13 protein-coding genes and 1 pseudogene are annotated in these 17,944 nt (G+C 69.1%); 1 reads left to right on the top strand and 13 read right to left on the bottom strand.

What is annotated here, in order from left to right:
* Nucleotide 1: 1 nt before the first annotated feature.
* From ASD78_RS09230 to ASD78_RS09280, 12 genes are all read right to left on the bottom strand, one after another.
* Nucleotides 2–1,252, bottom strand: a complete 1,251-nt coding sequence (locus ASD78_RS09230) for a hypothetical protein (RefSeq protein WP_056100939.1) — start codon at nt 1,250–1,252, stop codon at nt 2–4.
* 25 nt (nt 1,253–1,277) lie between these two features.
* Complete coding sequence (locus ASD78_RS09235) at nt 1,278–2,633, bottom strand: hypothetical protein (RefSeq protein WP_200944150.1); 1,356 nt, start codon at nt 2,631–2,633, stop codon at nt 1,278–1,280.
* Between the two features lie 120 nt (nt 2,634–2,753).
* Entirely contained in the window at nt 2,754–3,812 is a 1,059-nt protein-coding gene (locus ASD78_RS09240; RefSeq protein WP_056100496.1) for a hypothetical protein, read from the bottom strand.
* Nucleotides 3,813–3,853: 41 nt separating this feature from the next.
* Nucleotides 3,854–5,953: a hypothetical protein gene (locus ASD78_RS09245; protein ID WP_056100499.1), complete on the bottom strand. Its 2,100-nt coding sequence runs from the start codon at nt 5,951–5,953 to the stop codon at nt 3,854–3,856.
* Nucleotides 5,950–6,117 (bottom strand): hypothetical protein, encoded by a 168-nt coding sequence (locus ASD78_RS20695; RefSeq protein WP_156087678.1) that lies wholly within the window; start codon nt 6,115–6,117, stop codon nt 5,950–5,952. Before ASD78_RS20695 ends, ASD78_RS09245 begins: the two co-directional genes overlap by 4 nt.
* A 46-nt stretch (nt 6,118–6,163) precedes the next feature.
* Nucleotides 6,164–7,588 carry a S8 family serine peptidase gene (locus tag ASD78_RS09250; protein ID WP_056100502.1) on the bottom strand — a complete coding sequence of 475 codons (1,425 nt, stop codon included), beginning with the start codon at nt 7,586–7,588 and terminating at the stop codon, nt 6,164–6,166.
* Nucleotides 7,585–8,382: a hypothetical protein gene (locus tag ASD78_RS09255; RefSeq protein WP_056100505.1), complete on the bottom strand. Its 798-nt coding sequence runs from the start codon at nt 8,380–8,382 to the stop codon at nt 7,585–7,587. The genes ASD78_RS09250 and ASD78_RS09255 overlap by 4 nt, the downstream gene beginning before the upstream one ends.
* Entirely contained in the window at nt 8,379–8,630 is a 252-nt protein-coding gene (locus ASD78_RS09260; protein ID WP_056100510.1) for a hypothetical protein, read from the bottom strand. The genes ASD78_RS09255 and ASD78_RS09260 overlap by 4 nt, the downstream gene beginning before the upstream one ends.
* Nucleotides 8,630–9,607 carry a hypothetical protein gene (locus tag ASD78_RS09265; protein ID WP_056100513.1) on the bottom strand — a complete coding sequence of 326 codons (978 nt, stop codon included), beginning with the start codon at nt 9,605–9,607 and terminating at the stop codon, nt 8,630–8,632. The genes ASD78_RS09260 and ASD78_RS09265 overlap by 1 nt, the downstream gene beginning before the upstream one ends.
* A 10-nt stretch (nt 9,608–9,617) precedes the next feature.
* A complete protein-coding gene (locus tag ASD78_RS09270) occupies nt 9,618–14,711 on the bottom strand; it encodes an N-acetylmuramoyl-L-alanine amidase (RefSeq protein ID WP_056100516.1) in 5,094 nt (1,697 codons plus the stop codon).
* Nucleotides 14,712–14,720: 9 nt separating this feature from the next.
* Nucleotides 14,721–15,059 (bottom strand): hypothetical protein, encoded by a 339-nt coding sequence (locus tag ASD78_RS09275; RefSeq protein ID WP_055904635.1) that lies wholly within the window; start codon nt 15,057–15,059, stop codon nt 14,721–14,723.
* 410 nt (nt 15,060–15,469) lie between these two features.
* Nucleotides 15,470–16,435, bottom strand: coding sequence for a BTAD domain-containing putative transcriptional regulator (locus tag ASD78_RS09280; RefSeq protein ID WP_056100520.1), 966 nt, complete (start codon nt 16,433–16,435; stop codon nt 15,470–15,472).
* A gap of 340 nt (nt 16,436–16,775) precedes the next feature.
* Here ASD78_RS09280 and ASD78_RS09285 point away from each other — a divergent pair, with 340 nt between their 5' ends.
* On the top strand, nt 16,776–17,135 hold the full coding sequence (locus ASD78_RS09285) for a helix-turn-helix transcriptional regulator (protein WP_055904642.1): 360 nt from the start codon (nt 16,776–16,778) through the stop codon (nt 17,133–17,135).
* A gap of 3 nt (nt 17,136–17,138) precedes the next feature.
* Here the strand turns inward: ASD78_RS09285 and ASD78_RS09290 are convergent.
* Nucleotides 17,139–17,855, bottom strand: a pseudogene (locus tag ASD78_RS09290) (MetQ/NlpA family ABC transporter substrate-binding protein); the annotation flags it as partial.
* Between the last annotated feature and the right edge of the window lie 89 nt (nt 17,856–17,944).

Below are 17,944 nucleotides of genomic sequence, written 5' to 3' on the forward strand. Positions count from 1 at the left end.
GTCAGCGATTGCCGCTGCCCTGCGCGCCGCCGGCGGCGGCACCGCCGCGCGCGCCCGGCACGTAGTTCGGATCGACCGGCGTCGAATTGCCCTGGATCGCCGCGATCATGGCCGGCGAGGCCAGCTTCTCCATCGGGAAGTAGTCCGACTTGAAGTTGACCCGCACCTCGCCGGTGAGCTTGGCCTTCATGTCCTGCTTGGACTCGGAGTCCTCGCTTACCGAAGACGACACCGTGGTCATGTGGCGCTGCACGTTCTCGTTGACCGAGCCCGCCGCGCCCCAGCCGAAATGGACGCCGGCCGCGCTGCGGTTGCGGTTCATGCTCGACTGGCTGTCGTACAGGGAGGCGCCGGCCGAACGCGAGGCTTCGTCGCTGGCGCGGAAGTCGAACACGACCTTGGCGTTGATCGCGCCGTCGGTGACGACGATGCGGTTGATGCCCAAGATCACCATCGACGACAACAGCTGCTGGCGGCTGCGCGCCATCTGCAGGCGCGCGGCCTGGGTCAGCCGCGCCTCCTGGTCGGCATCGGAAATGTCGGTGATCGGCTGGGCGATCTGCAGTTCGGCGTTGATCCGGGCCAAGGCCGCCTGGTCGTCTTCCTCGTTGATGTTGGTCAGGCGCGGGCCGCCGCCCTCGGAGTCGCTGGTGTCGATGCCCAGATCGCCGGGGAAGCGGTCGACCAGCCAATCGCGCGCATTGTTGAGGCTGATGTTGTCGGCGGCGAACTGGTCGACCGTCTGCGCCACCGATTTCAGCAGCTCGCCGTACGCGTTCATCTGCTGGATCGAGGCGTTGACGATGGCCTGGAACACGTTCTGGATCAGGCCGCCGACGAAGGCCGGGAAATCCACCGAGCCGATGTACTTCTTGAAATTGTCGGCGCCTTGTTCGACCGAACCGGCCTTGAAGTCGCTGCCGGCGAAGGTGCCGATCTTGTCGGACGCCTTGCCCTTGGCCTGATCGACTTCGCCGGCGAGCGCACGCGTCAGGCCGTCTTCGCTGCCCTGACTCTTGGCCAGGATGCCCTGCCCCGGCGTGAGCTCCTGCTTGGCGAGGCCGTCGGGATTGGTCATGTACGAAGCCACGCGCACCATGTTGCGCGCCAGCTCCTGCTGCTCGGCCACCGGCAGCTCGCGAAAGCCGGGCGAGGATTCGAGCAGGCGCCGCACCTGCGGCCGCACCGCCGACAGGGTGTCGTCGTCCAGCCACGACGGCGGGGCGGCTGCGCTGCGCACTGAGTCGCTCATGGCCATCGCTCCATTGCCCGCCGCCTCAACGCGTTGCCGGCGGTGTGGTCGCCGGCGTCGCGGCCTGACCGCCCTGCGCGGGCGGACGTCCGGCCAGGGTCTTGACCATGCCCGGTTGAGCGTTCATCTGGATCGCCGCGATCGATTCGGGATTGGCCAGCTTTTCCAGCGGCAGATAGTCGCTCTTGAAGTTGACCTCCATCGTGCCGGCCAGGCTGGCCTTGGTCTGCAGGCTGGCGTCGATCGTGGTCTGCGAGGCCGACGCCATCTTCAGCACCGGCTGCGCGGTGGTCTTGTAGGTGCCCTTGGAGTAATAGCTGGCGTCGCGGTTGCTGCTTTGGTAGCCGGCGTCCTTGCTGTAGGAACTGCTGCGCTCGCCGCCCTCGGAGCTGCCCTCGTAGTCGCCGCTGGAGGTGGTCGCGTACTGGTCGCCGTAGTCGAACTGCTGCGCGCTCTTGCGGAACGACATGTTGTCGCGGGCCTGGAAGTCGTACATGACCTTGGCCGATATCTTGCCGTCGGTGACCACGATCCGGCTCATGCCCAGCATCACCATGGTCGCCAGCAGTTGCTGGCGGCCGGTCGCGACCTGGGTGCGCGCGGCCGGCACCAGCACCGCTTCGATCAGTTCGTCGTCGAGGCGTTCGATCGGCTTGTCCAGCGGCAGCGAGCTGTTGAGCCGCCCGACCGCCGCGCGCTCGTCGACGCCTTCGCGCAGGGTCACGCGCGGTCCGGACGAGGCGGCGCTCTCGTCGCCGAATCCGCCCATGTCGCCGAAGCCGCCGGTGTCCATGCTCAACTGGAACATGTCAGGGAACTGCTCGACCAGATGATCGCGGCCCTGGTTCTGGGTGGTGTTGTCGTCGCGGAACTGGTTGAGGCTCTTGGAAACGTCGGCGACCAGTTTGGCGTAGGCCTCCATCTGCTCGATCGAGCTCTGCACCAGCGAATGGAACACGCCGTTGATGAGGCCGGCGCAGAATTCCGGAAAGTTGACCTCGCGCAGCAAGGCGCCGGCCACGGCCGCGCCTTCGCGCGCGCTCTGCGCAGTGAATTTTCCCTCCTGGTCGGTGTTGCTGCCGCGCTGGCTGACCCGCGACAGACCCTCGTTGGCCAAGGCGCGCACCTGCGGGCTTTGTTCTTCGGGCTTGAGCTTGATCCCCGGCTCGGCCAGATAGCTGCCGATCCGCACCAGGCCCTGGGCCAGCGCTTCGCGCTTCTCCGGCGCCAGTTCGTGGAAGGCCTGGCTGCTCTGCAGCAGTTCGCGCACGGCTAGGCGCGCGGATTCGTGGGTTTCGCGGCTGGCCACCGGCGCCGAGCCGGAATCGGCGGGACGCGCGGTAGGCGGAAAGATCGCGGATCTGACGCTCGCGGCTGACATGGCTATGACTCCGTCTCTATGTCTTTGCAAAGTCCGGCACCGGGGTCGCCCCGCCCGCCGAAGAACACCCGGGGACGCGCCCGCCCGACGGCGCGCGCCCCACCGCCGCGCCGGTGCGCGCTACTGCAGCTGACGCGCTTCCTGGATGCTGTCGCGCATTTCGAATTCGATTGGACGCACGTACAGGCTGATGCGCGCCGGCGAGTTCGGATTGACCCGGATGCTCAGCACCGAGAAGTGGCCCTGCTCGCGCGCCTCCTCCATGCCGAAGGCTTCCAGCCAGCGCGACAGCGCGGCGAGCTGGCGCGGGCGTTCGGCCAGGCCGAGCTTGAGCAGGTCGAGGAAGCGTGCCGGCAGATCGGGAATCGCCGCCAGCAGGATCTCCAGCTTGAGCTCGGCGCCGTCCGCGGTTTCGCGCACGCCCACCAGCACGCCGCCGTCGGGCAGCTCGAAGCGCCCGCCCAATGCGACCCCGACGATACGCATCAGGCTGGGCAGCTGATGGCCGATGCCGAGCCGATTCATCATCGGTCCCAGCGCCGATACCGCGAGTTTTCCGCGATGCAGGAAGGTCACGCGCTGACTGCCGGATTCGCGCTTGCAGCCGATCGAGGTGAAGATCGGCATCAGGCTCGGCATCTCCGCCATCACCTGGCGGGTGAGCATCGACAGGCCCGGCGACAGCGCTTCGATCTGGGTCGGCAGCAGCTCGTAGTAGATCTTGGCTGCGTACAGGCCGTCCTCGTCGAAGGCGCTGCCGAACCAGGCGCCATAGTTCATCCAGCCCAGGCCGCCGAAGCCGCGCCATTCCTCGCTGCGCGAATCGAACCAGCGCAGCGCCTCGCGTCCGAACACAGGCTGCACCAGCCGGCGCATCTCGCGCGTGGCCTCGTCGCGCCGGGCCACCGGCGGCGCGCCGGGGCCCAGCGGTTCGATGGTGAAGCGCAGCATGTCCGGCTCGGTTTCCGAGAACGAAGGCTCGTACGGCACCGCGCCGGGCGTGAGCGCATTGCGGGCGTAGGAGACGTCGTCGTCGGGCAGGCGGAAGGTGCGGTCGATCAGCGAATCCAGGTACGGCAGGGGATCGCGCGTGCCCAGGGCGCGCGCGGCGGTGGCGAGCGAGCGCTTGACGTGCGTCGCCATGGGCTGCTTGCCGTGATGGCTCGAGGGCTGGTTCATTGCGGTGCTCCCGTGGAGACTTCAGGCGGCATGGGTCGCGATCACATCAACGGCATGGAGCCGTTGAGGCCGCCGGTCAGCGATTCGATCGCCTCGCGTGCGAACGCGGGCATCTCGATCGGCTTGCTGGTGATGACCGGCGACTCGGTCGACTGCGAATAGTGCTCGACGCTCTCGTCCTGCACGCCGCCCACCGCCAGCCACTGCTCGCAGGCCTGCAGCAGATCCCAGTCGTTGGGATCGACCGTCGGCTGGTCGCTGCCGCGCAGTTGCGGGTTGGTCAGCGCCGCCAGCGAGATCACCTCGCCGAAGCGGCCGCTCAGGCGCTGGTGGTTGTTGGCCAGCCAGCGGATGATCACCGCGCCGGCGCGGGCCTGGGTGCGATAACGATGGGTGTTGCGGGTGCCGCCCAGGTAGTTGGCGTTGACCTGGTCGATCACCTGCCACATGTCGCGCGCACCGAAGGCGCCGCGGATTTCCGGATCGCTGAGCTGGTCGCGGAATTCCAGGATCATCTGCTGCAGTTCGGTCGCGGCGAAATAGGCGATGCCGTAGCCGTTCAGCGACAGATTGGCGCCAAGATCGCGCCCGGCCTTGCGCACCTGCTCCTGCGACACGGCCACCGGGATGTTGCTGCGCAGGAGCCGGTCGACGCTGAGCTGGCGGCCGAACGAAGACACCGCCGAGACGAAGCGCAGCCACAGCTCGTTGAAGTCGCGGTTGGGCTGGTTGGCGTTGGGATCGCCGCCCGGGGCGCCGAACACGCGCATGTACAGGTCGCGACGCTCGCCTTCGGTGATGCGCTCGCCGGCCTTCTTGTAGTAGTTGAACAGGTAGTCGCCGGCCTTGCCGCGGCCCAGTGGCAGCAGCCCGGCGCGGAACAGCTCGACGATCCGCTCGATCACCTGGGGCATGCGCATCTCTTCCAGCATGTAGGCGAAGTAGATCGCCTGCACCGCATGCAGGTTCTCGCGAATGATCTCGACGTCGGTGGCTTCCTCCAGGTCCGGCAGCATGATTTCCATGGCCGATGGAGGCGCGCCGGAGACCACGCCGGTCTGCATGTCGTAGACGTTCTGGATGCGGCTGGCCAGCCACGCATCGTTCGCGCTGACGCCGTCGGTGGCCAGGCGCCGCACCACCGCGGCGACGTTGCGGCCGCTGAGCGCGCACACGGTTTCGTTGGCGGCGGGCACGAAGGCGTTGCCGGTATCGCGCATGTCCTCGGCGACGGCGGTGTCCGTGGCCTCCTCCTGCGCCTCTTCGGCGGCGCTGCGCGCGGCGACGGCGGCGTCGGCGGCGCGGCGGGCCTGCGCGGTCGCGGCCTCGGCGGCCTTGGTGGCGCTGGTCACGGCGCGGCGTGCTGCGGCCAGCTCGGCCTTGCTCGGCTTCTCGTCGCTCAGCGCCTCCAGTTCGGACTGCTTCTCCTTGACGGTCTTGGCGGCCGCACGTGCGCTCTCGCGCGCGCTCGCGGCGGCCTGGTCGGCCTCGCGCGAGCGGGCCAACGCGGCCTGCGCCGCGGCGATCGCGTTGCGCTTTGCGGCGGAACCGTCGAGCGCGTCGCAACGCGTACGCGGGTCCTCGTTGGGGTCGATGCAGCCGACGATGTCCGGATCGATCAGGCCCGAGTCGATCTGCGACTTGAGCACCACCGAATAGCGCTGCCCGAGCTGGGCGTAGGCCGCGTCGAACAGGCTGCGGTTCTTGCGGTACTCGCCCTGCGCGGTGCTGATCCGCTGAACGAAGTCCGGACGCGCCGCATCGGTGTAGCCGTCGACCTGAAGCAAGCCGCAGATCGAGGCGATCTCGCGCTCGTACTTGTCCAGCGGCTCGATCAGGCTGCCGGTCATGCGCTGCGAGCCGAGCAGGCCGTACTTGTGCACGAATTTCTTCTTGCGCTCCAAGTCGTCCCAGGCTTCCTGTTGATGGGTCGCCGCGACCAGCCGGTAGAACGGGTCGATGACCACGTCGCTGCCCAGCTGCTTCTTGATCCGCTCCAGCTCGTCGAGCTGGCGGCTGCTCAGTCCGCCGCTGGTGTCGGCGGTCTTCTGGATGGTCTCCAGCACTTGCTGGCGGGCACGCAGCTCCTGGCGCTTCTTCAGCTCGCGCTCGCCCAGGTCAACCAGCAGGATACGTTTCATGACGGTTCTCTCGCGTTGGTAACAAAATGGGTGGAGCCGGAATGGCTGGAGCCGGATTGGACGAAGTCGAGTCGGCTGGGATGGGCGCGGCGCACGGCGTTACGCTGGTCCGCCGCGGCGCCCGCGTGCTTGCGGGACTTGCTGTTGTGTCGTTTGCTCGCCATGGGGCTCTCCTCGGCAGCGTTGCGTGGTGCGTGTGTGATGAGTGGGTCAGGCCGCGGCCAGCGCGGGTGGAACATCGGTGGACTCATCGCCTTCCTCGCGGATCGCGCGGTCGATGCGCGCATCCAGGGCCTGCAGCGCGGCCAGCGCGTCGACCACGCCATGGCCGCAGCCTTCGACGCCGGCGCTGGCGAACGGGCGCGCGCTCTCGATCAGAACCTCGCGGGTTTCGGCGCTGTCCAGCGGCCAGGCCCGGCGCTGCGAGCGCGAGGCGAGCAGACCGCAGATCGCGGCGACGAACGGCGAGGCGAAACTGGTGCCGCTGGCGGTCTGGTATCCCTCCAGGCCGCAGGTGAGGATGTCGCGGCCCGGCGCGCAGACCGCGACGTGATCGCCGCGGGTGCTGAAGCTGGACGGACGGCGCTGGCTGTCGATCGCGCCGACCGCGATCACGCCTTCGTGGGCCGCCGGGTAGTACTTCTCGGTGAGGCCGGAATTGCCGCTGGCCGCGACCAGGATCACGCCGCGCGCCAGGGCGTAGCGCACGATCTCTTCGTGCGGCTTCGGCGCGTCGGCGCCCAGCGCCGACTCCGGCGTGCCGAAGCTCATGTTGATCACTTTCACGCCCAGGTCGATCAGGCGCTTCATGCCCGCGTCGATGTTGTCCAGCGCGCCGACGCCGAAACGGCGCTCGTCCGCGCCCACCGCCGCGCCGAGCACGCGCACCGGGGTCAGGCCGCAGGCACCGGCGCCGCCGGGCGGAATATCGTGGCCGCGCGCGACCAGGATGCCGGCGCAACCGGTACCGTGGCCGACTTCGTCCTGCGGACGTTCGCCGCGACGGCGGTAGTCGCCGACCAGGGTCAGTCCGCCGACCGCGGCCGGATCCAGATCGACGCTGTCGAAGCCGGCGCGCAGCCGCGACGAGAGTTCCGCGTGCTGGATCGCGACGCCGGTATCGGCCAGGCCGATCACGGTGGCCGGATCGCCGGGTTCGTAGGCCAGCGCCTGCGGCAGCCGGATCAGTTCGCGCGCCCAGGCGCGGCGCGTGTCGGCCGCGCCGCCTTCGCCGGGCGCGTCGAAGGGCGCGCGGCATAGATGATCGGCGCCGATGCGCTCGACCGTGGGCAGTTCCGCCAGCGCCTGCAGCAGCGCCGCGGCGCCGGCGGGGTCGCGCAGTTCGATGCGCAGCACGCGCGCGACGCCGCTGATCTGTTCGACATCGTCGAAGCGACGCGCGCCCGCGACCGCGCGTTCGCTGCGCGGCGTGCGTGCGCTGTGCAGGCGCGCGACCCGGAACGCGCCGGCGTGATGGCGCAGCAGGCGGTCGATCGCGCCGCCGTCGATGTGCTCGGCGATCGGAGTGCCGTACTGGGTGCAGGCGCGCAGGCCGGGCACGTGCTCGGGCACTTCGCCCAGGCGCAGGGTCACCAGCAGCCGGCCGGGAACCCGCGGCGACCAGGCGGCGTTCATGGCCGGCCTCCGTTCGCGTCTTCGCTCCAGCGACCGAGATGGCCTTCGGTCAGCCGCACGTGCGCGACCTCGCCGCCGCCGAAATCGAGTTCGGCATCGCAACCGAGCTGGCTGGCCAGCGGCGCCAGCACCAGGCGGCCGTCGTCGCTCTCGACCACCGGCACCGCCTCGCCCGCGGCGCGCACCAGCGGCAGGCGCCCGGCACGCAGGGCCGGCGCGCTCAGGTGCACGCGCTGGGTGGCGCGCGCATCGCGCTCGTCGCCGCGCTCGACCCGGGTCACGCGCGGCGCGGCGGCGCTCATCAGCGCCTGCTGCAGCCGGTTGACCGGCATCCGCGACAGGCGCGAGATCACGTCGGTGCCGGCGCTTTGCTTGAGTTCGTTGAGCTGGGTGATGGTGCGCACGCCGATGCGCTCGAGCCGGCGCTGGTCGTCTTCGCTGATCGAATCGCCGAGTGCCTCGCGCAGATTGAACTTCGGGTCCTCGGCTTTGAAGTCGATCGCGTTCTCTTCGATCATCGGTTTGGTGATCGTGGTCAGGGCGAGCTTGATCGTGCTGGCTTCGGATTCGCCGGGACCGGCCGGGCGCAGGTAGACGTCGTCGTCGATCATCTGCACGAAGGCGCGCAGGTCCATCGACACTTCCTTGACCGCGAAGGTCAGCGGCATCTTGCCGACGCGGGCCTTGATCGCCATCGCCGCCTGGGCCTTGTCCAACTGCTCGGTCAGGGCCTGGATGAACAGGTCGAAGGGCACGCCGCTGTCGCGCAGCAGGGCCGGCATCTGCGCGCTCATGTCTGGCCTCCGCCGCAACTCCAGCTCACGGTCAGGCGCGACGGCATCGCGTTCCAGGGGTTGACCTCGCGGCTGCGCGGCAGATCGGCCAGCAGCACGCAGCCGCCGTCGCGCAGGATCGGGCGCAGTTCCAGCGGCAGCGTCATCTCGACGTTGGCCAGCTGCACCTGCACCGGCAGACCGCGCGCTTCTGTCGCGATCAGGCCGTCATGCAGTTCGTCCAGCAATTGCGAGAGCTCGCGCAGCATCACACGCCTCCCTCCGGTGCCGTTGTCGGTGCCGGTGCGGCGGCGGGTGCCGCAGCCGGCACGGCCGCACGCATCGCCGGCGAGTGCCGCTGCACCAAGGCGATCTTGGCCGCATCGGCCAATCGTTCCAGCGGCAGGGTTTCGCTGACGAAATTGAGCTTGACCTCGCCGAACAGGTCGGCGCGGACGTTGGATTCGTTCTGGGCGTTGACCGCGACCGTCGACACCATGGTCGAGCTCTGGCCGCTGTAGCTCATCGCGCCGCGCTCGCCCCAGTTGTTGACCGACTGCGGATCGGCGCCGACCGCGTAGCCGACCTTGGCCGCATCCTGGGCCGCGGCGCGGAACATCACCTTGCTGGTGATGCTGCCGTCGCGCACCACGACCCGGCTCATGCCGAGCATGACCATGGTCGCGAGCAGTTGCTGGCGCTCGCCGCCGACCTTGAGCCGGACCTGCGGAAGCACGCGCTGCTCCAGCACTTCGGTGCTCAGTTCCTCGCCGTCGACGCCGTACTCGCTCAGCCACGCCGGCATCAGGCCCTCGGCGCGCGGCGCCAGCTGCGGCTCGCTGCGTTCGCCGCCGTCGGGCAGCAGCAGCTGCACTTCGCCGGGATAGCGGGTGGCGAGCCAGTCGCGCGCCTGATTGGGGCTGACGTTCTCTTCGGTGAACTGATCCAAGGTCTTGGCCACCGCCGCGACCAGGCTGGAGTAGCTCTCCATCTGCCGGATCGAGGCATCGACGATGGCGTCGAAAGTGCCGTGCACGAGCTGGGCCACGAAGCCCGGGAAGTCGATCTCGTTGACCATCGCACCGGCGCGGCGGGCGATGGTCTCGGTGGCCTGCGGCTTGGGCGCAGCCGCCGGCGTCGCGGCGGCGCCGCTTGCGGCGGGCGCATCGGCCAGCGCGAGCGCGGGCGACGGCGCCCCGTTCCTGGGCGGAAAGATCCTGCCGCGAGTGCCGTTGTGCTCGGACACGGTGCGATCCTCAGGCCGTCGTCACCCAGCGGTTCTCGCGCTCGTAGCGGCCGTCGCCGAGCAGGCGCAATTCGATCCGCGCCGCCGGACTGCCCTGTGCGAGCCCACTGAACCGGTAATCGATGCTCAGCTTCAGCGCCGCGACGCTGCCGACATCGGCGGCGTCCTCGATGCGCGCGGTCGCTTCCACGCCGTAGGCCAGATTGGCCGGCAGGCCGGCGACGACGCGGACGTCGCCGACCGAACCCTGCGAGGCGCGGAAATCGACCGTGATCGGCAGCGGCGAGGACTGGCCTTCGATCGCCGGCCATTCGCCGAGCTCGATGCGCACCTCCAAGGCCGCGGCCGAACTCACGCTCGGCGACAACAGCGCCGGCGACTTCAGGCCTTCGAGCTGGTCCAGGGCCCAGCGGCAGGCGCCGGCGCTGCCGCGCAGCACGCTCATGCGCGTGCCGGCGACGCGGCTGGGCTCGATCGGCTCGCGGGTTTCGCCCGACGCGCTGGCATCGCTGCCGCTGTCCAGCGCCCGCACCGGCGACGGCGGACGCGCCAGCCGCAGACCGCCGCCGTAGCCCAGCGATTGCGCGCTGGGGCTCGGCGCCTCGGGCGGCAGGTACAGCACGCGCCAGTTGCCGTAGTCGGGTTCGGCCATGTTGCCGAAGTCGGCGGCAAAGTCGGCGAACGGCAGCCAGTCTTCGTAGCCGTTGTTGGCCGGATGGAAGTCGATCGGATCGGCGTCGAAGGCGACGCGGGTGTCCCAGGGATTGAGCACCTTGACCTGCACCGAGGCCGGATCCTCGAGGTTGCCGCGGATGCCGGCGATCACCACCGCATGCGGCGCGCCCACGATCACCACCCACAAGGCGCCGCAGTCGCGCAGCCACTGCGCCCATTGGCTGGGCGTGTTGTAGACGCTGGCGTTGGACGGATGCGGGATCACGACGAAGCCGTAGCGGTCGCGCACGGCATTGAGCAAATCCCAGCCGTAGGAACTGGCGAGCGAGCCGCCGACCTGGTTGGCGAGGGTCTCGGGCGTGTACGAAGCGTTGTGCCGCCACGACAGCAGCATCGCCATCGACGCGGCCCAGCAAGCGTCCTTGTTCGGCTGCGGAACCAGCACCACCGGACAGTCGGCGCCGCCGCCGGACAGCGCGCGCACCGGACGCCCGCCGCCGAGCGCGAACGTGGTCGCGCGGCCTTCGATCCAGTCAATCTTGGTCGGGGTGATGAAACAGCCGCGATTGAGTCCCTGCGCCGCCGGCTGGCCGGTGACGTGGACCGCGCAAACCTGGGCCTTGAGCTGGCCGCTGCTGCGATCCAGATGGTAGACCGGCGAACCGCTGGCGCCATGCAGGGTCAGGATCGGGTACTCGATCACCTCGCCGTTGCTTTGCGAAGCCGCATAGCCGCCGTGCAGGTGCTGCTTGTCGCCGTCGATCGCCGCGGTGAGCTCGGGCACTGCGTCGGACGCGCCGGAGTAACCGCAGACCACGATCGGCAGGCGATCGGACGGGGTCGCGTTGAGGAATTCGAAGTACTGCCCGTTGGGCGCGGCGATCGGCACGTTCTCGATCACCGCCAGATCGTTCTCCCAGTTGCCCGTGCCGGTGTAGCGCGGCGCGATCCGCCACGACGAACTGGGCAGGGTGCATTCGCCGAACGGCTTGACCCCGGCACCGTTCTGGCCCGGCACCACGGTCACGTTGACCTTGTTGTGCAGGTTGTGGGCGCAGGTGAGGATGCGGTTGGGGCCGATGTAGAAGCCGGTACCGCCCCAGCCGTTGCCTGCGCTGTCGGTCATCAGCAACTGGCAGATCGCCGAATGCGGGAACGCGTGGGTATCCTCGACGCCGACGAACCATTCCTCGCGCGCCAGGCTGAAGGCGTCGTCCTGACAGGTCAGCGCGCTCATCGGGTTGGAGGGGTCGTAGTACGGGGTGATGATTTCCTGCGCGGTCGCGTAGGCGCGGCCGGGCAGGGCGAGCGCGGTCGCGCGCCCACGCCCGCGCAAGCCCTGCGTGGTCGGCGCAGGCGCGGCGGCCGCGGCGCGCACGCAATCCATGTAATGGTCCCAGTTCCACAGTCGGCTCGGGCAATCGTGGTTGTCGCGCGGCGACGCTTCCTGGTGGCCGACGATGTGCTCGCGATCGATCGGCAGGCCGTATTGCGCGCACAGCCAGGCGACCAGCGCCGACGACGCCTGGTACTGCTCTTCGGTCGGGTCCAGTCCGCGCTTGTTGGCGACGTGCTCGATGCCGATGCCGTGGGTGTTGGCGCTGCTGGCATGCCAGGCCACGTCGTTGTTGCGCACCATCTGCACGACTTCGCCGTCGCGGCCGATCACGTAGTGGGCGCTGACAGTGATGTGCTCGTTGCGCGAGTTGCGCTGGTCGGGGTTCTGGAACCAGCCGATGGTGCCGCTGATGCGCGAGCCGCCGTCGGTGATGTGGATGACGATGCGGTCGACCGTGCGCTGGGTGCGCATGCTGCGGTAGTTGCCGGTGTAGGCTGGGGCGAAACGGCTGGCACCCGGGTACTCGGCGGTCGGCGCGTCGAACGCACGCGCCTGCCGGTACGACTGCTCGGCAGCCACGGTCTCGTCCGGGATCGCCTCGCTGATGCCCTTGTTGTCCTGCTCGTCGTCCTCCAGCGCGAATGCGCGGGTATGCGCGCGCCTGCTGCCGGGCATGCCCAGGGCGAAGGTGGTGGCGCGGCCTTCGATCCAGTCGATCTTGCTGGGGGTGATGAAGCAGCCGCGATTGAGCCCCTGCGCCGCCGGTTCGCCGCTGACATGGACCGCGCAGATCAGCGCCTTGAGCTCGCCGCCGCGGTCGGACAAGGTATAGACCGGCGAACCGCTGGCGCCCATCAGCGACAGGATCGGATAGTCGATGGTCTCGGGATTGGGCTGCTCGCGCACATAACCGCCGTGCAGGTGCTGCTTGTCGCCGTCGATGATCGTGTCCAGCTCCGGCACCGCGCGCGAGGCCGCGGAATAGCCGCAGACCACGATCGGCAAGCGGTCCGAGGGCGTCGCCTGCAGGAACTCGAAGTACTGACCATTGGGCGCGGCCAGCGGAACGTTATCGATCACCGCCAGGTCGTTGTTCCAGTCGCCGTCGCCGGTATAGCGCGGCGCGATCCGCCAGGACGAGGACTGCACGGTGCATTGCCCATAGGGACGCCCGCTCGCGCCGTTGCGGCCGGGGACGATCTGCACGCTGCTCATGCCGTGCAGGTTATGGGCGCAGGTCAGGATGCGGTTGTGGCCGATGTAGAAGCCGGTGCCCTGGTAGCCGGATCCGTCGGGACCGGTGATCAGCAACTGGCAGATCGCCGAATGCGGATACAGCGAGGTGTTCGGCACGCCGGCGAACCACTCCTCGCGCGCCAGGCTGAAGGCGTCGGCCTGGCAGCTCAGCGCGGTGGACGGATCGGCGGGGTCGTAGAACGGGGTGATGATCTCCTGCGCGCGCGCATGGACCTTGCCGCTGCCCAACGCCTGCGCACGCGGCGCGGCGCGACTGGCGAGCGAGAACGAGATGCCGAAACCCGCGGCCTCCTGGGCGATCCACTGGCGCTTGGCCGCGGTGATCCGGCAGCCCAGGTTGGTGGTGGCCGAATGCGCGGCCACGTGCACGCCGACCATGTGCGCGCGCGGGAAGGTACCGCCTTCGATCCAGTACACCGGCGAGCCGCTGGCGCCGCCCAGGGTCTGCAGGTCGTAGTCGAAGGTTTCGTCGGTGGGCAGGCTGCGGATGTAACCGCCGTGCATGTGCTGCTTGTTTGGGTCGATGTTGTCGTTGACCCACTGCTCGATCGCGTCGTTGGCGTACCAGCGCGCGGAGTAGCCGCAGACCACCACGCCCTCGGGCCGCGACTGGGTCAACTCCTCGACCAGGTCGAAGGTGCGGTCGGCCGGCACCGCGTTGGCGGCCGGCACGCGGATCACCGCCATGTCGAAGTCGCTGTTGCCGGCGCTGTAGGACGGATGCTTGCGGCAGTCGGCCGCGGCGACGCGGAAGCGGCCGAAGGGTTCGGTGGCCGTGCTCACGCCGACACCGTTCTTGCCCGGCACGATGATCAGCTCGCTCTGTCCGTCGACCACATGCGCGGCGGTCAGCAGCAGGCAGGGGCCGATGAAGAACGCGCTGCCGTGCAGCGCCCCTTCTTCGCTGCCGTCGGGCCTGCGCACCTGGCAGATCGCCGAGTGCGGCGGCACGGTGGTGTCGGTCACGCCGAGGAACCACATCGCGCTGCTCAGGAAGAACCCGATCTGGCTGGTCAGGGCGTCGAACCAGTTGCTCGGCTGATAGTACGAGGACACCAGCAGCGAACGCGGATTCGGCGTTGGGGTGCGGTGCGTGGGAGCGTCGTAGCGCTGGCTGTAGCGTCCATAGGACTGCGCGGTCGCGGGCGCGGCATCGCCCGGCGCGGCGGCGATCGGGGCGCTCCCGTCGATCGGTGCGGCGCCGTTGCCGTTGCTGGCCGGCGCGGGCGCGACGGGCGCCGCAGTCGCGGGGCCCTGCTGCCACAGATCGTCGGAGTAGCCGTCGCTGTACGGCGCCGGTTCCACCGGCGCGGCCGCGTGCGCGGCGCCGTTGCCGTTGCTGCGGCCGTTGCCGTTGGTCTTGATCGCCGCGGCCGTGTCGAGCGCATCGCCGCCCCAGGCCAGGCCGCCGTTGGCGGCGACGCCGTAACTCGACACCGTGTCCAGGCGCGCCGTGCGCCGCAGGCCGCGTTCGGTCAGGCCGCTGAGGTTGACGTACATGTTGCCGGCGTCGGGAATCTTCACCGATACCGGGCGGCTGCGATCGCCCTCGTTGTAGGTCGCCAGGCCGAAATACAGGCGCGGCTGGCCGACGAAGCGCGCGACCACGCTCGGCGGCACCAGGTACACCGCGTCGCCGCGGCGCGCGCCGCTGCCCAGCACGCGGCTGGAGTAGAAATTGCTGGCCGTGCGCCGGGCGCGATTCTCGGCCTTGAGCAGGTCCGGGTCGGTGGCCAGGCCGATCTCGAACAGCGGGTTTTCGCTGCGGACCGTGAAGCCCAGCACGCTGAAGCGATCGTCGATCGATTCGCGGTTGGCTCGGATGAGTGCCATGACTGACTCCTAGCGACGCTTGCGTTCACTGATGGAAGAAGCCGCGACGTCGCGACGTTCGATCGCCGGCGCGCGAGCATCCAGCGCCAGTTCGATCGGCGTGCCGCCGACGTCGTTGATGACCGAAGAAATTCGTTCCCAGAACCGTTGTTGGGCGTCGATGCCGATGCCTTCCAGGTGCGGCTTCATGAACTCGACCACCGACTCGAGATGGCGGAAGAACGCGCGCTGGCCGGACTGGACGTGCTCGACCGAACCGCGCCATTCGGCGACGGCGGCCTCGGCCTCGCCGCGCTCGCACCAGACGCGAACGATGAAGACGGCGGTACGGTCCTCGAGCAGTGCCATTGCGACGGTGCCCCTGCGGAAACGCTTGCGGCCGAGGCTGCACCGGCGCCGTCACCGCGGCATCACCGGCGGATCACGGGGAAATCACGCGATCGTCGGTGCGTGTGATGTGCGGTGATGCGGGTGAGAGGGATGGGGCCGCCGCCGGCTTCGGTAGTAGGCGCAGTGATGAGCGCCGCGAAGAGGGGGGGGGCGAATGCGGCTGCGTGATCCGATAGCTGCGCGGCCGATGGGATGGCGATCGCGACTTACGTCGCTCCCACACGGAGCAGGGCAGATATCGCGTAGTCGACCGGGTCACAGTCCGGGCTGCGTCGCTCCCACTGTAGGAGCGACGTAAGTCGCGATCGGTACAGGCAGGTCTTCAACCAGTCCTCAACGGGCGCCCTTGCGGCCAAGCTCCCGCCCTCTCATCGCTCCAGAAACTGCAGACTCAACTGCAGCTGCGCATCCGCCGTGGCCAGACTGCGCCGCGCCGCATTGATCAATCCATAAGCGCGCATGCCCTCGTCGGCGATCATCGCCGCATACGCGGGCACCTGCACCGGCACCATCGGCTGGACCGCGTAGCCGACGGCGCCCTGCGCCGGCCACGGCGGCGACGCCGCCTCGCTGCCGATCGCGCTCTGGGCGATGCTCTGGTACAGGGCCATGGTCTCGCGCATCGGTTGGATCGCAAGCTCGCGCCGCAGCAGTTCGCGGCAATGCTCGAACTGGCGCAGAGCCTGCGCGCGCTGGCCGCTGAGCACGAGCAGCTGCATCAGATCGCGATGCACGTCCTCGCGCAGCGCGTCGCTGTCCAGAATCGCCTGCGCATGCACGATGCCCTCGGCATAGTCGCGCCGGATCGTCGCCAACTGCACCAGCCGCCCCAGCGCGTTCAGATAGTTGCGACGATGTTTCTCGCGTTCGCGCAGGGCCCAGTCGTCGGTAACGTCGAGCAGGATGTCGGAGGTGTACATCGCCACGCCGCGGCGCAGGCCGTCGATGTCGGCGTCGCTGAGGCGTTCGGGCGCGCGGCTCAGGCCGGGCGTGACCAGGCGCTCGAACTCGTCCACGTCCAGCCACACCGCCGCCGGCCCGTTCAGCCCAATCGCGCCGCGCCGGTCGCAGACGATCAGGTCACCGTGCTTCAGCGGCGGTTTCTCGACCAAACGCCGCAGACGCCAAAGGGCGGTGTTGAACGAACCGGCGGTGGACGAGGACGAACGCTCGGGCCACAGGCTGGCGAGCAGTTCGGAACGGCTGAAGTAGCGGCCGCGGCCCAGGGCCAGGTAGGCGAGCAGACTCGCGCAGCGGCCGGCGATGGCGACGGCTTCGGAGGGCGCGCCGCCGCTGGCGATCGACAGCGATCCGAACAGGCAGATCCTGAACATCCCGATGCTCCGTGCTGGGCCGGCGCGACGCGCGCGGCGAGGATGGATCCGGACCGTCCCCCGTGCCCGACACCGTGGCGGCGGTATCGACGGCAACGCCGCGGAGCCAGGTCCGCGGCGCCCGACCTGTTTCGCATATCCGCCCACCGGCTGAGAAGTGCGCGCGCCGGCTGTCCTGGGACAGCCGCACTAGCCGTTAGCTGTAGCCGTAAGCCGTGATGGCCTGCCCACCGCCAGGAAAGCGATACCGGACAAGATTGGGCAAGAATCGCTTGCCGGTAAGCCGCGGCGGGCCAGGGACCGGGCGGCGCGACCAGGATGTCGACCGAAGGAGTGCTGCGTGAGTGCGTTGTCGCTGAGGATCCGCAAAGCCAGAGCGCTGGCTGCGTTGTCGCAAGCCGAACTCGCCCGCCGCATCGGCGTCAAGCGCAGCGCGGTCACCCAATGGGAGCACCCCGCCGGCACCACGCCCAGCGTCGAGCACCTGATCCAGATCGCCCAGGAAACCGTGCTGAGCTTCGAATGGCTGGCGACCGGGCGCGGCCCGAGCCGCTGCGAAGGCGCCGAACTGGCGCCGGCGGTGCTCGTCGACGACTACGCGCGCGACGAACACGAGAGCGAGGCGCTGTCGCATTTCCGCCGGCTGTCGGGCAGCCGGCGGCGGATGGCGCTGGAGATTCTGCAGATCCTCGGCCGCTAGCGTTCAGAACGCCGGCAGCACGGCGCCGCGGTACTTGGTCTGGATGAACACCTTGACCACCGGGCTGGTCAGCGCGGCGGCGAGCTTCTTCACCCGCGGATCGTTGATGTTGTCCGGGCGCGCGACCAGGAAATTGACGTAGGGCGAATTGCGGTCTTCGATGGTCAGCGCATCGCGGGTCGGATCCAGGCCGGCGTCGAGCGCGTAGTTGGTGTTGATCATGGCCAGGTCGACCTGGTCGAGCACGCGCGGCAGCATCGCCGAATCGAGTTCGCGGAAGGCCAGCTTCTTCGGGTTGTCGACGATGTCGCGCAGGGTCGCCAGCGGATCGGCGGGATCGCGCAGTTTGATCACCCCGGCCTTGTGCAACAGGATCAGGGCGCGGCTGTTGTTGCTGGGATCGTTCGGGATGGCGACGTCGGCGCCGGCCGGCAGCGCGTCCAGCGATTTGTAGCGGCGCGAGTAGGCGCCGAAGGGTTCGATGTGCACCCCGACCACCGTGGTCAGCTGGGTGCCGCGGGTACGGTTGTACGCGTCCAGATAGGGCTCGGTCTGGAAGTAGTTCACATCGAGCAGCTTCTGCGCGACCTGATCGTTGGGCTGCACGTAGTCGTTGAACACGCGCACTTCCAGCTTCACGCCCTGCTTGGCCAGGATCGGCTTGACCACCTCGAGGATCTCCGCATGCGGCACTGCGGTCGCGGCCACGGTCAGCGTGTCGGCGGGCGCCTGATTGCCGGAGCAGCCGGCGAGCGCGGCCAACGCGAACGAGTACAGGGCGAGTTTCTTCATCGAGGGAATTCCGAAGG

The sequence above is a fragment of the Lysobacter sp. Root667 genome, assembly GCF_001427715.1.
In the GTDB taxonomy this organism is placed as follows: domain Bacteria; phylum Pseudomonadota; class Gammaproteobacteria; order Xanthomonadales; family Xanthomonadaceae; genus Lysobacter.